The 14345-nt window shown below is 64.2% G+C and carries 15 protein-coding genes; 1 reads left to right on the forward strand and 14 read right to left on the reverse strand.

Going from position 1 to position 14345, the window contains the following annotated elements:
* Positions 1-37: 37 nt before the first annotated feature.
* The 10 genes from hisE to hisC are packed head-to-tail and all read right to left on the reverse strand — an operon-like array spanning position 38 to position 7423.
* The gene (gene hisE / locus ACESY8_RS03260) at positions 38-373 is read right to left on the reverse strand and encodes a phosphoribosyl-ATP diphosphatase (protein WP_054339497.1); all 336 of its coding nucleotides are present in this window, start codon (positions 371-373) and stop codon (positions 38-40) included.
* A gap of 1 nt (position 374) precedes the next feature.
* A complete protein-coding gene (gene hisI / locus ACESY8_RS03265; protein ID WP_009256677.1) occupies positions 375-725 on the reverse strand; it encodes a phosphoribosyl-AMP cyclohydrolase in 351 nt (116 codons plus the stop codon).
* A complete protein-coding gene (hisF, locus tag ACESY8_RS03270; protein WP_054339498.1) occupies positions 710-1468 on the reverse strand; it encodes an imidazole glycerol phosphate synthase subunit HisF in 759 nt (252 codons plus the stop codon). The genes hisI and hisF overlap by 16 nt, the downstream gene beginning before the upstream one ends.
* Position 1469: 1 nt before the next feature.
* Complete coding sequence (gene hisA / locus ACESY8_RS03275; RefSeq protein ID WP_054339499.1) at positions 1470-2183, reverse strand: 1-(5-phosphoribosyl)-5-[(5-phosphoribosylamino)methylideneamino]imidazole-4-carboxamide isomerase; 714 nt, start codon at positions 2181-2183, stop codon at positions 1470-1472.
* The gene (hisH, locus tag ACESY8_RS03280) at positions 2180-2809 is read right to left on the reverse strand and encodes an imidazole glycerol phosphate synthase subunit HisH (protein ID WP_044939788.1); all 630 of its coding nucleotides are present in this window, start codon (positions 2807-2809) and stop codon (positions 2180-2182) included. Before hisH ends, hisA begins: the two co-directional genes overlap by 4 nt.
* Positions 2806-4089, reverse strand: coding sequence for a histidinol dehydrogenase (gene hisD, locus ACESY8_RS03285; RefSeq protein ID WP_434307975.1), 1284 nt, complete (start codon positions 4087-4089; stop codon positions 2806-2808). The genes hisH and hisD overlap by 4 nt, the downstream gene beginning before the upstream one ends.
* Before the next feature lie 7 nt (positions 4090-4096).
* Positions 4097-4714 carry an ATP phosphoribosyltransferase gene (hisG, locus tag ACESY8_RS03290; RefSeq protein ID WP_007494526.1) on the reverse strand — a complete coding sequence of 206 codons (618 nt, stop codon included), beginning with the start codon at positions 4712-4714 and terminating at the stop codon, positions 4097-4099.
* Positions 4711-5781: an ATP phosphoribosyltransferase regulatory subunit gene (locus ACESY8_RS03295; RefSeq protein WP_021630334.1), complete on the reverse strand. Its 1071-nt coding sequence runs from the start codon at positions 5779-5781 to the stop codon at positions 4711-4713. The genes hisG and ACESY8_RS03295 overlap by 4 nt, the downstream gene beginning before the upstream one ends.
* Before the next feature lie 2 nt (positions 5782-5783).
* On the reverse strand, positions 5784-6371 hold the full coding sequence (gene hisB / locus ACESY8_RS03300; RefSeq protein ID WP_007494522.1) for an imidazoleglycerol-phosphate dehydratase HisB: 588 nt from the start codon (positions 6369-6371) through the stop codon (positions 5784-5786).
* Positions 6368-7423: a histidinol-phosphate transaminase gene (hisC, locus tag ACESY8_RS03305; RefSeq protein ID WP_007494520.1), complete on the reverse strand. Its 1056-nt coding sequence runs from the start codon at positions 7421-7423 to the stop codon at positions 6368-6370. Before hisC ends, hisB begins: the two co-directional genes overlap by 4 nt.
* A 197-nt stretch (positions 7424-7620) precedes the next feature.
* Between hisC and ACESY8_RS03310 the strand changes: the two genes are divergently transcribed.
* Positions 7621-8160 carry a methylated-DNA--[protein]-cysteine S-methyltransferase gene (locus ACESY8_RS03310; RefSeq protein ID WP_009256669.1) on the forward strand — a complete coding sequence of 180 codons (540 nt, stop codon included), beginning with the start codon at positions 7621-7623 and terminating at the stop codon, positions 8158-8160.
* A 487-nt stretch (positions 8161-8647) separates the two neighbouring features.
* On the opposite strand, the gene ACESY8_RS03315 is transcribed toward ACESY8_RS03310, so the two are convergent.
* From ACESY8_RS03315 to ACESY8_RS03330, 4 genes are all read right to left on the reverse strand, one after another.
* Positions 8648-9943, reverse strand: coding sequence for a transglutaminase domain-containing protein (locus ACESY8_RS03315; protein ID WP_498794618.1), 1296 nt, complete (start codon positions 9941-9943; stop codon positions 8648-8650).
* Positions 9855-12077 carry a M20/M25/M40 family metallo-hydrolase gene (locus ACESY8_RS03320; protein ID WP_054339501.1) on the reverse strand — a complete coding sequence of 741 codons (2223 nt, stop codon included), beginning with the start codon at positions 12075-12077 and terminating at the stop codon, positions 9855-9857. Before ACESY8_RS03320 ends, ACESY8_RS03315 begins: the two co-directional genes overlap by 89 nt.
* A gap of 149 nt (positions 12078-12226) precedes the next feature.
* Entirely contained in the window at positions 12227-13153 is a 927-nt protein-coding gene (speB, locus tag ACESY8_RS03325; protein ID WP_007494513.1) for an agmatinase, read from the reverse strand.
* Entirely contained in the window at positions 13144-14337 is a 1194-nt protein-coding gene (locus ACESY8_RS03330) for a M20 family metallopeptidase (protein WP_024723120.1), read from the reverse strand. The genes speB and ACESY8_RS03330 overlap by 10 nt, the downstream gene beginning before the upstream one ends.
* Positions 14338-14345 lie beyond the last annotated feature (8 nt).

Raw genomic sequence — 14345 nt, forward strand, 5'->3', positions numbered from 1 at the left:
CCCCCGGGGGCTCCTTCGCTCTGTGTGCAAATTCTCCTCACTCCACCTGATCGGAGGCCATCTTCTCCTGCTTCACCTTGTGGTCGATGACGTGGCGGCCGGCCAGCTCGGCCCTCACCTCGTCCAGGGAGATACCCGCCTCCACCATCAGCACCAGAACATGGTACGCCAGATCCGCCAGCTCATAGACCGTCTCCTTGTGATCCCGGTCCTTGGCCGCGATGATAACCTCGGTGCACTCCTCGCCCACCTTTTTCAAAATCTTGTCCAGGCCCTTTTCAAACAGGTAGGTGGTATAGGAGCCCTCCGGCCGCTTGGCCCGGCGCTCCTCCAGCAGGCGGTAGAGCCCCTCATAGCTGAACTGCTCGTCCATGTCATCTCTCCTCCCTTGCAAAGAATACCGCTCCGTCGAAGCAGGAGTCGGTGCCCAGGTGGCAGGCCGGCCCCTCCTTCCGCACCCGGATCAGGAGGGCGTCCCGGTCACAGTCGGCCCGCAGCTCCACAATGTGCTGGTAATTGCCGCTGGTTTCCCCCTTGAGCCACAGCTCCTGCCGGGAACGGGACCAGAAGCAGGTCAGGCCCTTTTCCAGGGAAATGGCCAGGGACTGCCGGTTCATGTAGGCCAGGGTGAGCACCCTCCCCGTCTCCGCATCCTGCACAATGGCGGGTATGAGCCCCTTCTCGTCAAATTTCAGCGTCTGCACATCAATCACAGCCGCACGCACACCCCTTCCTCCGCCAGTACCCGCTTCAGCGCAGGTATGGTCACCTCGCCGAAGTGGAAAATGCTGGCCGCCAGCCCGGCGGACAGCTCCGGCAGGGCGCGGAACAGGGCCGCGAAGTCGGCGGCGCTCCCTGCGCCGCCGGAGGCCACCACCGGCACGGACACCGCCCGGCTTACGGCCTTCAGCAGCTCCACATCGAAGCCGCCCTTCACCCCGTCGGTGTCCATGGAGTTGACCACCACCTCGCCGGCCCCGGCGTCCACTCCCCGGCGCACCCACTCCAGGGCATCCAGTCCGGTGTCCACCCGGCCGCCGTTCAGAAATACGTGGTAGCTCCCGTCCACCCGCTTCACGTCCACCGACAGCACCACGCACTGGTCGCCGTACCGCCTGGCCGCCTCCCCGATGAGAGCGGGGTTCCGGACAGCCCCGGAGTTGACCGAAACCTTGTCCGCCCCGCAGGCCAGCACCCGCTCGAAGTCGTCCAGCCCCCGGATGCCGCCCCCCACGGTGAGGGGGATGAAAATGGCGGAGGCCACCTTGGTCAGAATATCGGTAAAGAGCTTCCGCCCCTCATGGGACGCAGTGATGTCGTAGAACACCAGCTCGTCGGCACCGGAGCGGGAGTAGTGCTCCGCCAGAGCCACCGGGTCGGACACGTCCCGGAGCCCCTGAAAATTGACTCCCTTTACCACCCGTCCGTCCCGTACATCCAGGCAAGGGATGATACGCTTGGTCACCATGTCACTCCACCTCCCCCAGGGCGTCGCGCAGCGACAGGGCCCCGGTGTAAAGGGCCTTGCCCAGAATCGCGCCGTACAGGCCCAGCGCCTTCAGCCGCCTCAACTCCTCCAGGGAGGACACGCCGCCAGAGGCGATGAGCTGCAGGGGAAGCCGCTCCGCCAGGGACTGGTACAGCGCCACGTTGGTCCCCCCCAGCATACCGTCCCGGGAGACATCGGTGCAGATGACGGTCCGCACCCCCCAGTCCACCAGGCGCTGGAAGAAGGCCTCCGCCGGCTCTGGAGCGGTCTCCCGCCAGCCCTGGATAGCGATGGCCCCGTCCTTCAGATCCACCCCCACCGCCACCCGATCTCCGAAGCGGTCCAGTGCGGTCCGGAGAAAAACGGGGTCGGTGACGGCGGCAGTGCCCAGGATCACCCGCGCCGCCCCCGCGTCCAGGTAGCGGGCCACGGCCTCCAGCGTGCGGATGCCGCCGCCCACCTCCACCTGTAGGCCGGTGGACCGGCACAGCTCCGCTACCACCCGGAAATTGGGGGTGGTTCCGTCCCTGGCCCCCTCCAGATCCACGGTGTGGAGCCAGGCCGCCCCGGCGATCTCAAACTCCCTCGCCTGGTCCAGAGGGTCCTCCCGGTAGACCGTCATCCGGCTGTAGTCCCCCCTGGTCAGGCGGACCACCTTTCCCTCATAGAGATCAATAGCCGGAAGCAGAATCATGCTTCACCCTCCAATCCGCAGAATGCCTTGAGAATCCGCAGTCCCACATCCCCGCTCTTCTCCGGGTGGAACTGGGTGCCGTACACGTTTCCTCTCTGCACCGCCGCCGTCAGAGGCGCGCCGTACTCGGTCCAGGCGGTGAGCCCCTCTCCGCAGGCAAAGCCCGCGTAGGAGTGGACGAAATAGACGTGCTCCCCCTCCTCCAGAGCCGCGAAAATGGGGCTGCGGGGCCGCTCCGCCGGGAAGCGGAGGGCGTTCCAGCCCATGTGGGGCACGGCCAGCCCCACCGGAATCACGTCCCGGATGGGGCGCACCTCCCCCGGAATGAGGCCCAGGCCGGGGTGCTCCCCGTACTCAAAGGAGCGCTCCAGGAGGAGCTGCATCCCCAGGCAGATGCCCAGGACGGGCTTGCCTGCGGCAGCGGCCTCCAGTACCGCCTCCGCCATACCGGCGGCCCGCAGCCGGGCCGCCGCGTCGCCGAAAGCCCCCACGCCGGGGAGGATCACGTGGCTGGCCGCCCGGAGGACCGCTCGGTCCCCGGTGACCACGGCCTCCCGGCCGATGGCCGCCAGAGAGCTCTTGAGGGAGAACAGGTTACCCACCCCGTAGTCGATGATGGCGATCATGCCTCTCCCCCCTCAAACCGGATATCCACCGCCCTGGCGTGGGCGTCCAGGCCCTCCTTGCGGGCGAACAGGCTCACCTTCCGGTAGTCCCTGGCCAGGGCGTCCCTAGTATAGTAGCTGAACTGGGACTTCTTTACGAAGTCATCCACCGACAGGGGACTGTAGAACCGGGCGGTGCCCATGGTAGGCAGAGTGTGGTTGGGCCCGGCAAAGTAGTCCCCCATGGGCTCCGGGTTATAACGGCCCAGGAAGACGGAGCCGGCGTTCTGAATCTCCCCCAGGTAGTCGAAGGGGTTGTCCACGCACAGCTCCAGGTGCTCCGGGGCGATGCGGTTGGCCACCGCGATGCCCTCCCGGAGATCCCGGCAGACGATGAGCTTGCCGTTGGCCTCCAGGGAGGCCCGGGCGATCTCTGCCCGGGGCAGGGCGGCCAACTGCCGCTCCAGCTCATGAGCCACCGCCTCGGCCAGGGGGCGGGAGTCAGTGACCAGCACGGCGGCGGCCATCCGGTCGTGCTCCGCCTGGCTCAGCAGATCCGCCGCCACCCAGGCGGGATTGGAGCGGCCGTCGGCCAGTACCAGCACCTCGGAGGGCCCGGCGATCATGTCGATGTTCACCCGGCCGAAGACCTGGCGCTTGGCCTCCGCCACGTAGGCGTTTCCGGGGCCCACGATCTTATCCACCTGAGGGATGGTCCCGGTGCCGTAGGCCAGGGCGGCCACCGCCTGGGCGCCGCCCACCTTGTAGATCCGGGTCACGCCGGCGATTTTGGCTGCGGCCAGGATGTGGGGGTTCACCGCCCCATCCCGCCAGGGCGGCGTCACCATAATGATCTCCCCCACTCCGGCGATCCGGGCGGGAATGGCATTCATCAGCACGGTGGAAGGGTAGGCGGCGGTGCCGCCGGGCACATAGATGCCCACCCGCGCCAAGGGGATGATCCGCTGGCCCAGCACCACGCCCTCCCGCTCGGTCATCACGAAGCTCTCCCGCTTCTGCCGGGCGTGGTAGGCCCGGATGTGCTCCGCGGCCTCCTCCAGCACGGCCAGGAAGGCCGGCTCCACCTGCGCCGCCGCCTGGTCCACCTCCTCCGCCGTCACCGCCAGGGCGTCCGGCGCTGCGCCGTCAAAGCGGAGGGTATACTCCCGCAGGGCCGCGTCCCCCCGCTCCTGCACGGCCCGGAGGATCTCCGCCACCGGGGCGGATACGTCCGCCCCGCTTCCGCCGCGGAACAGGATCTCCCGATCCTCCAGCGTTTCCATATCATATATTTTGATCATGACCGCCTCACAGCTTCCGCGCCAGGGCCGCCTGCATCGCGGCGATCTCCTGATGCTTGAATTGATAGCTCACCCGGCTGCTGATCAGCCACGCGCTGATGTCCACAATGGTCTCCAAAGGCGCCAGGTGGTTTTCCAGCAGGGTCTTGCCCGTCTCTACAATGTCCACAATCACGTCGGACAGGCCCAGGATGGGAGCCAGCTCGATGGAGCCGTTGAGCTTGATGATGTCGATGTCGCGGGACTTGGCCGTGTAGTGCTCTGCCGTGATGTGGGGGAATTTGGTGGCCACCCGGAGGGTTCGGCCGGGCGCGTCGTAGAAGTTTTCTGGCCCGGCCACGCACATACGGCACCGGCCGATGCCCAGATCCAGCAGCTCGTACACGTCGGGCTCGTACTCCAGCAGGATATCCCGGCCGGCCACCCCCACGTCGGCCGCCCCCCGCTCCACATAGATGCTCACGTCGGAGGGCTTCACCCAGAAATACCGCACTCCCTTCTCCCTGTTTTCAAAGGTCAGCCTGCGGTTTTTCTCCAAAATCGCGGGGCAGTCGTACCCGGCGGAGGCAAAGGCCTCGTAGGCCCTCTCCCCTAGCCGCCCCTTGGGCAGCGCCACATTGATCATAGTCCCACCTCCTCCGGTGTCATGCCGCTGCGGTAGCGCAGCTCAGTCCGACAGCGGAGCTGGGCGGAGCCCCCCGCCCGCTCACAGCGGACGGAGCGGCCGGAGGCCCGCAGGGCCTCGGCAAAGGCTGCCAGCCCGGCCAGCTCCGCGTCGGGCCCATAGGTGAGCAGCACGTCGGCGTCAAACCGTCCGCCGTCCGCCCTTTCCTCCAGCAAGCCCATGGACAGGGCAAAGCCGATGGCCCCCACCTGCTTGCCCATCTTACGGGGCAGGTTGTCGTACCGCCCGCCGGAGAGCACCGGGGTGTGGAGGCCGGGCAGAAAGCCCTGGAAGATCACCCCATTGTAGTAATCCATGCTGTTCACCAGGGAGAAATCCAGCCGTACCCGCTCCTCCAGCCCAAACGACTCCAGCAATCCGGCTGTGAGGGAGAGCTGCCGCAGGGCCTCCCAGGCGGCGTTACTCTTGGCCAGCCGCCCCACCCGGCCAATCCCCTCCTTGAGAGGGGCGTACAGCTCCACCAGCTCCCGCAGGCCGTCGGCCTGCTCCCCGGTCAGCTCCCCCCGCTCCGCCAGGACGCACAAGCCTGGGACGTTCTTTCGGGCAATGAGGCCCAGCACCTTCCCCCGCACGGGGGCGGACAGCCCCATCTGGTCCAGCAGGCTGCCCACGAAGCTCACGTCGGACAGAGCCAGCACGTACTTCGGGGAGAGCTGCTCCAGGGAGCGGGCGGCCAAGGCGATGACCTCTGCCTCGGCATAGGGGTCAATCTGCCCCACCGACTCCACCCCCACCTGGAGGATCTCCCGGAAGGCGCCCCCCACCTCCCGGCAGACGTTCTCGTTGTAGTACACCTTTTCGCTGTCTCCTCCGTTGCTCTTCATGATGGACAGGGTGATGTCCGGCTTGAGGGCCTTGAGGGCGCCGTCGGCGTCGGTAAAGGTGATAATGCGGTCTTGCCGCAGAAAATCCCGGTTCTGGGCGTAGAGGTCGTAATCCTCAAACCGGGACATTTTGAATTTTCGGTAGCCGTACTGCTCATAGAGCCGGTTCAGCCGCTCCTGCATGGTCAAAGCATCCCCTTTGTGGATGGAATTTCGTCCCGGCCCTCTGGATCAATGGCCGCCGCCTCCCGCAGGGCCCGGCCCAGGGCCTTGAAGGCCCCCTCCACGATGTGGTGGGAGTTGCGGCCGCACACCCTCCGCAGGTGGAGGGTGAGGCCGGCGTGGACGGCGAAGGCGTTCATGAACTCGTACACCAGCTCGGTGTCGAAGCGCCCGATCTTCTGGGCCGGGATGTCCAGGGCATCGTAATAGCCCCCCCGGCCGGACAGATCCACCGCGCACAGAATCAGCGCCTCGTCCATGGGCAGGTGGAGGGAGGCGTACCGGCGCACCCCCCGCTTTTCCCCCAGGGCCTGGGCCACGGCGTCCCCCAGAGCGATGCCGATATCCTCCACGCTGTGGTGGTCGTCCACCTGAGTGTCTCCCCGGCAGGTGAGCTCCAAATCCAGCCGCCCGTGGCGGGCCAGCAGGGTGAGCATGTGGTCAAGAAAGCCCACGCCGCTCTGAATGGCGCTCACCCCCCGGCCGTCCAGACAAATGGTGAGGGTGATGTCGGTCTCATTGGTCTTGCGCGCAATGCGGGCGGTTCTCATAGCAGTCCCTCCAGCCGTTCCAGCAGGGCGTCCATCTGGGCCCTGGTACCGATGGTGATGCGGATATAGTCCCCGATGCGGGGGGCGTCGAAGCGGCGCACCAGCACCCCGCGCTCCTTGAGCCTCCGGTAGAGGTCCCCGCCGTCCGCTGCCGGATGGCGGGCAAAGAGGAAGTTCGCCCTGGAGTCGGTGCAGGTGAAGCCAAGCGCCTCCAGCCGCCGCTTGGTATCGGCGCGGGTGTCCACGATGGCCGCGCAGTTGGCGTCGTAGTAGTCCTGCTCCGCCAGGGCCGCGGCCCCTGCCCGCAGGGTCAGGCGGTTGACGTTGTAGGGATTGGTGGAGAAGCGGATGGCCTCCAGATCCTGAATCAGGGCCGCATCCCCGATGGCGTAGCCCAGCCGGGCTCCCGCCATGGAGCGGGACTTGGAAAAGGTCTGCACCACCAGCAGGTTGGGATAGCGGGCGGTGAGGGGCACCGCGCTCTCCCCGCCGAAGTCCACATAGGCCTCGTCCACCACCACCACCGCATCCGGGTTGGCCCGGACAATCCCCTCTACCTCGTCCCGACTCAGGGCCAGGCCGGTGGGGGCGTTGGGGTTGGCGAGCACAATGGTTCGATGCAGGTGATTGTAGTCCTCCGGCACCAGGCGGAAGTCCGCCCGCAGGGGCACCTGCCGGACTGGTATGCCGTACAGGCGGGCGAACACGGCGTAAAACCCGTAGCTGATGTCGGGAAAGGCCACCCCCCGGCCGTCGGCGGCATAGGCCAGAAAGGCGAAGCTGAGGGCCTCGTCGGAGCCGTTGGCGACAAACACATTCTCACGCTCCACCCCGTACCGGGCCGCCAGCGCCTCCCTCAGCTCCACCGCTTCCGGGTCGGAGTAGAGGCGCAGGTTCTCCCCCTCCGCCCGGTTCAGCGCCGCCAGTACCCCCGGCGACGGGGGATAGGGAGATTCATTGGTGTTCAGCTTGATGTATGCCTGATTCCGGGGCTGTTCCCCCGGCGTATAGGGGGTGAGCCGCCGGAGCGCCCCGTTTAGAAACTGCGACATTGAATCACCTTCTATCTCGCTAACGAATTAAAGCGTTAGTGTAATGATACACATATTCCCCGCTCCTGTCAACCCCCTTTTGTTGGCTTGGAACGTTCATAGGAGAAAATCGGTGCGTTTTGTGCTATGATCTCATTGACAGGCGGCCTGCGGTGCCGCTGTGAAATCCATCTGATTGATCAAAAAGGAGGAATTGGATGTACTATTCTGCGGTCTGCCCATCCCCGCTGGGGATGCTCACGCTGGGCAGCGATGGGGAGCACCTGATCGGCCTTTGGCTGGAGGGGCAGAAGTATTTCGGCGGAGCCGTGCGGGAGGCGCTGGAGGAGCGGGACGGGCTTCCCGTCTTTGACGCGGCGCGGGACTGGCTGGCCCGGTATTTTGCTGGAGAAAAGCCGATGCCCTCCGAACTGCCCCTGTGCCCCATCGGCGGGGAGTTCCGACAGCGGGTATGGAGGCTGCTGTGCCAAATACCCTACGGAGAAACCACGACCTATGGAGCTCTTGCCCGGGCGCTGGCGGCGCAGATGGGAAGGCCCTCCATGTCCAGCCAGGCAGTGGGCGGCGCGGTGGGCCACAACCCCATCTCCATCATCATTCCCTGCCACCGGGTCGTGGGCTCCGGCGGCAGCCTCACCGGGTATGCCGGCGGCATCGCCGCCAAGCTCCGGCTGCTGGAGCACGAGGGCGTGGAGCTCTCCCGCCTGTCCGTCCCCAAGAGGGGCACGGCGCTTTGAGCCATGGCAGCTTGACTCTCTCGGCAGACGCGGACCGTCCTCAACCGCCTATTTCGTCTCCCGGATTGGGAGGACTGCCGGGATGCAGAAGGACAGGGGCCGGGATAGAGCAAACGTCTCGGTCTTAATTTGCATACCCAAAATCAGAAATTTGGCTGCGTTTTGCCCCGGGTGTGATCAATATAGAGTCCGGCGGAGAGCACTGTCCCAGTGGGGAAGTCAAAATGGTGATTCCACATATCTGCATATTGCACAGCAGGCATGCGCTGATCCCTTCGGGAGACAAGCCCTCAGCCCGGCTGATGGGGCAGCGCAGTACGCGCTCTGGACAACATCATCCAAGCCGAAACCGCCACACGCTTCTTTCGCCTGCCCAATGCGATGCCTATCATCTGCGCCGAGGCCATGACGATGATTCGCCGGGCAGCCGAAAACGGCATTGACGTATACAGGGGTATGCGTCAATGCCGTTTTCCAATTTTCCCGATTAGGGAAACAGCGCCTCCGTTAAACTGCGCGCCCCCTCCCGGTCCCAGGTATAGCGGAACAGAGCATCCTCTCCCACTCCGAAGTACTGAAAACCGTAATCAACCCTGCCCCGGTCGCTGGTGGGATCAAAATAGAGCCACTGGCCGTCCACCTGGGCCAGAACCCACATGTGGTTCTCTCCACCCATCTTCCCACTGACGGTAATACAGGGAATCTCCGCCTGTTGTAAAAGCATCTGGAACGCCTGGGCATAGCCGCCGCAGATGGCTAGATGGTCATGGAGCGCCCCGTATGCGGTGGTAGCGCTGTAGGGCATCTCACCGGGCTGGCTGTAGTAGCGGAAGTCGTAACGTACCTGTTCCGTCAAGTAAGCATACAGCGCCTCAGCCTGTGCAGCCTTCCCCATCTCCGCCGTGACGATTTCCTCATAAACCTGCCTTGCCAGGCACTCTGACTGAGCCAGCCGGTTCAGGGCCTCCTCTCGGCTCAGGCCACCCTGGGGCGTGACCGTGATAGCGGTGCCGTCACGGCTGAGCTGGCACAACAGCCAACCGCCGCCCACCTGCTGAAGCGCCCGGTTCATGGCATCCACTGTCAGAGTGGGCTCGGTAATCCGGATGGGAATACTCTCCTGTGACAGTCCACCCCGCGCCACCTCCACCAGACGATCCAGGCCATCCACCTCTATTCCCTGAAATCCAGCGGGATACGCGCCGGTACGGTAGGGCATATAGGACACTTTACAGCGGAGCAGTCCGTCCTCCCCTACCTCTGAAGTGAGATCATAGGCATACTTGTACTCCGGATGGTCGGATAAGATGCTGTAGTACAGGTTTTTAACAGCCATGGGCAGCTCCGCCGAACCGACCGGTGCCGCACATGCTAAGGCGGGCGGCTGCTCCACCGCTACAATCGCTTCCATCAGCTTCTGTTCCAATTCCTCCAGAGTAGCGGCCACCGGCGGCGTGGGGCTGGAGCTGCTGGTGTCAGCTCGCTTCGGCCACTCCAACCCCAGGTTTTCCCGGACAGCGGACCGCAGCGCCGTCATATCTGGATCCCTCCAGAAAAAGCGCAGCTTCTCCTCTGCCACAGTGTTTTTTCCAGGCTCCCCACCCAACACAAAGACGGCAAAGGTGTCGGCGATATCCTCATGGAAGTAGTTGGCCCCGTAACGGCTCACATAGTGAGTAGGCGATCTGTCGTAATCACCCGCGCCGCTGACTCCAAGCTCCCTCCAAAACGCATCGTAAAACGCTCTGCGGAAGGCCCCCCTCCACAAATCCCGCCGGGTCATGAGTGTCCCTGCCCACGGTCAGGTCTACCTGTGTCTCGTCCTCCAGCAGGACGTGGCCATACTCGTGCAAAATCGTGTAGGTCAGTTTGCTCCAGTCCCGCTTCTCCCCGTTTTCATCATACACATCGAAGTAGTCAATGCTGATGGAAAAGCGGGTGTTGTCCGTAACGCCCTCCTCCCGAATGGGAGAGGTATAGGCCAGGACATTACTGGTACCATCCGTAAACAGGTTGAACTCGGCCAGCTTCTGTCTGGCCTCCAGCGGGAGGATCGAACACAGATAGTTCCATACCGCCGCATCCTCCGGATCGCTGATGACGGCTTGACCGCCGCTCACCGGATAGGAGGCCAGCACATTGGTAATGCCCACGGAGTAATTTCCCACCGTGACGAGACACCCCTCCTCGTCACGGGACAGCGTGATATATTTGCTGTAAATGGGGTCGGACCAGTCGGTCTGTCCCCCCTCCTCTGATACGGGGGAGCCATACATCGCCTCAATGAGTTCCCGTACCTGTTCCCCTGTATAGCCGGTTTCCTCCGGCCGCAGCTCAATGCGCTCTAGAAAACCGTTGCGGTACTGGTAATAGGTACTCATAGGAGCTTTGCTGTCAAACCAGCGCATGGAGTAGTGGTAGGTCTCATAGGTGTCGGTCCACCCCTCCCCGGATATCTCACTGGCGCCTACGGGCTCTCCCGCCGCTCCGATGTACGCCTCAGTATCCGCTCTGGAACTGCCGAAATAGATCATATTCTGTCTGGTCTGGCGGTAGGCGCTTCTCTCTCCCTGCTCCCGGGCCAGAGCCCGGTAGGAGGGGGTATCGGTCGAGCAGATCTCCTCCGCCGCGGCTGCTGCGCTGTCAGCGGCAGCCGCAATGGCATACAGATCCAACTGTTCCGCCGTATCCGCCGCCGAGTGGTACAGGTAGCCCCGCCCCCTCTGCATCAGCAGGACAGCAGGTATTCCAGAGAGCTGAAACGAGGTATGGTCGCTGGCGGTCTCCACTCCGCTCTCCAACCCCGGATTCTTTTTCTGAAGCAGGTCGCTGACCCAGTTCGCCTCCCCGTCTACAGTACACACCAAAGTCCCTGTGGAACCGAGTCCGCCCAGCATATCGAACTGGATCGCACCGACTATCCGAGTCCGCTCCTCCTCTGTCAGAGAGGCGGTGTAGGTCCGGGATCCATTCTTACCGTTCTCTTCATCGGTGAAGCTGAGGAAGCGCACCTCCGTATCAGTCGGTACATTCCTCAGCGCCTCCGCCGTATAGAGCAGGGCAGCCACACCCGAGGCATTATCATTTGCCCCATAGGCAGTGGGCACACTGTCGTGATGGGCGGACAGCACCAAGATATCCGCATCGGGAACAGAGGCCGCCTTTACCGCGGCGACATTGTGCCCGGTGCGGCCCTGGCCGTCGGTATAGGGCTGGAGAGTGACGCTGTACCCCATTTCCTCAAAGCGGTCCCTCAGATACCGGACTGCATCGGCCTCCCCCTGGGAGCCCACCGGCCGGTGGTGTGCGGCAAGGATCTCCAGATCGTCCCGGAGCTGCCCGACATCGGGCAGCCCGGCGGCCCGCTCCAGCATGACCAACGCCTCCGCTGTGGTGATGGTATCCTCTGGGGCCAGTTTATCCCCGCTCCGGCCTGCCATTACCCCGGCCTGCTGGCACCAGAGCACAGCATCCCTCGCCCATTCCGACACAGTGCCGGCGTCCCCAAAACGCTCGAGTCCTTGGACCGGTACCTCGGGTGTTCCCGCCTGTCTCCAGAGGATAGCGGCAAATTCCTGCCGGGTGACAGGGCGGCCTGGCTCATAGGTTCCATCTCCCACGCCAGTGAGATAGCCCTGCCCTGCTGCCCAGCCCACGGCTACGGCATCCTTTTCAGACACATCAGAGAAAGGGCACTCCTCATGCGCAGCGGGCTGCCCTGCCGACTCATAGAGCAGCCGGGCCACCGCTCCGCGGGTCAAACGCTGTCCCGGCGAGGCCAGAAATGCCCGGCTGACCGACTTTTCCCGTCCCCAGGCCAGCGCCTCGGCTGCCCAGGCCGGCCAAGGGGTGCCGGAAGCTCCGGCGGCCGGGAGCAGCAGAATACCGCAGAGCAGCAGCGCACCTATCCGCTTCATTAAGCTCACCTCATCCAAACGTATACCGCCGCAGTGGCTGTTAAACATTGGACGGATGAACGGTCTGAAAAGTTTTTCTGAGCGCATAAAACACGGCCTCCGCCTGAACCGGAGGCCGTGTTTTATGCGCTTGGTCTTCTTCTCTCTGCTTACGCACGGGCGAGGTTTTTGAAGTAGTGGTGGGCCCAGCACTCGGTAATAATTTTCCGGGCCGCGAACAGCGCCGCCAGAGAGGGGTCCAGTCTGGGGGCCACCTCCACCACGTCCATGCCGATGATGTTGAGGCCGTCAAAAAGGCCCTTCAGCAGGTCCAGGAGCTGCCGGGCGGTGAGGCCGCCGAATTGGGGCGTGCCGGTACCGGCGGCATAGGCGGGGTCCAGGCAGTCAATATCCAGAGTGATATAGACTTTGGAGAACCGCTTCATGTGGGACACCATCCGCTCCAGTGCCGCCGGCACCCCCAGGTGGTCCACATCAGCGGCGGAGAGGACGTTGATCTTGTTGTTCTGGTAGAACTCCAGCTCGTCGGACTCGATGGAGCGGATGCCGAGGAAGTAGAGGTGGTCACTGTCCCCCACGTGGGACAGCTCGGTGGCCCGCCGCTCGGTGGAGCCGTGGGACAGAATGTCCCCGTGCATCTCGTGGCAGAGATCGAAGTGGGCGTCGATGTGGATGATACCGAAGTCCTCCTCCACCGCCCGGTTGACGCCCCGGTGGACGGGGATCGTCACCGAGTGGTCGCCGCCGATCATGGTAAAGAACTTTCCCGCCTTCACGGCCTGATAGGCCAGCTCCTCCGCCTCGGCGAACATCTCGTCCCGGTCCTTCCCCACGCAGTCACCCAGATCCTTGACCTTCACAGGGGAGATATCCCGGAAATCCTCGGTGGTGGGCGAGATGGTGTGGGTGATTTTCCGCAGCTCCTGGGGCGCCTCACAAGTGCCGGAGCGGAAGCTGACCCCGCCGTCGTAGGGGATACCGAACACAGCTATGTCGGCCTCCTCCAGGGGGAGCTCCGGGTGGTTCAGGCCAGCCCAGATAGTCTTGTCCTCCGTGATAGAATTTTTCAATAGCATGATGATGAAACTCCTTTCTCGTCCTGTTCCCGGATGCCCCGCTGGAAGTCGGCCCGGACAGCCTCCAGCAGCTCAGGCCGGGTGAGCAGGTCGTAGCCCACACCCGCCAGGGCACAGACTCCCAGCCGGGTGGCCTCCCGGCCCTCCTCGGTCACGGTTCGGGCGGCGAACTCCTCCGTATGCAGATCGACACCCCCACATCCGTGAATGCCGAGCATCCCGTGGAGGGTGGGTATCCGGAAGCTCACGTTGCCCGCGTCGGTAGATAGGCGGTTGGCCTCCTCCACCACGACCGGCTCACCCAGCGCGGCCATGTTCGTTTCATAGGCATCCAGCAGCGGCTCGTTGAGCAGCAGCGGCTGGGTGGGACACAGGTACTGGGTGATCTTCAGCTCCGCCCCCATGCTGTCCGCCGCCCCCTGGACACAGCGGTTGATGCGCTCCACCGCCCGACGGGTCTTCCACTCCTGGTCACAGCGGATGTAGTAGCGCAGGCTGGCATAGTCGGGGATGATGTTGGGCAGGGTGCCGCCGCTGTTGAGGATACCGTAGATGTTGGCGTCCAGATACTGCTTGACCTGGTTGACGCTGAGGTAGGCGGCAACGGCGGCGTCCAGGGCGTTGATGCAGTCGCTGCCCGGCCCGGCCTCGTTGGCATGGCACTTCTTTCCGAAAAACTCGTACTGCACCGGATAGATGCCGATGCTCCCCATCCGGCCGCAGGTCTTTTGATAGGGGTGTAGCATGAGGGCCACATCCAGCTCGTCAAAGGCCCCTTCGTCGGTGAGCTGTACTTTGGTACAGGTGACCTCCTCGTCGGGCGTACCGTAGACAATCAGGGTGCCGCCGACGGCGTCCACCGTCTGCCGCAGGACAGCCGCAGCTCCCGCCGAGACGACGCCAATGAGGTCGTGGCCGCAGCCGTGGCCCACCTCGGGCAGCGCATCGTACTCGCACAGGAAGCCCAGCACCGGCCTGCCGGAGCCGTAGACTGCCCGGAAGGCGGTGGGCAGGCCGTGGAAGTTCTCCTCCACCTTGAAGCCCTGCTCCGCCAGCCACTCCCGCAGCATGCGGGAGGAGTTGACCTCCTCCAGCCCCAGCTCAGGGTGGTCGTACATCGCACGGGACATGGCCCAGAGCGCGGGGAGGAAGCTCTCCGCCGCTGTTTGTATTGTCTCTTTCATCGAAATAC

The sequence above is a fragment of the Clostridium sp. ATCC BAA-442 genome (assembly GCF_964239415.1).
Classification (GTDB): domain Bacteria; phylum Bacillota; class Clostridia; order Oscillospirales; family Oscillospiraceae; genus Flavonifractor; species Flavonifractor plautii.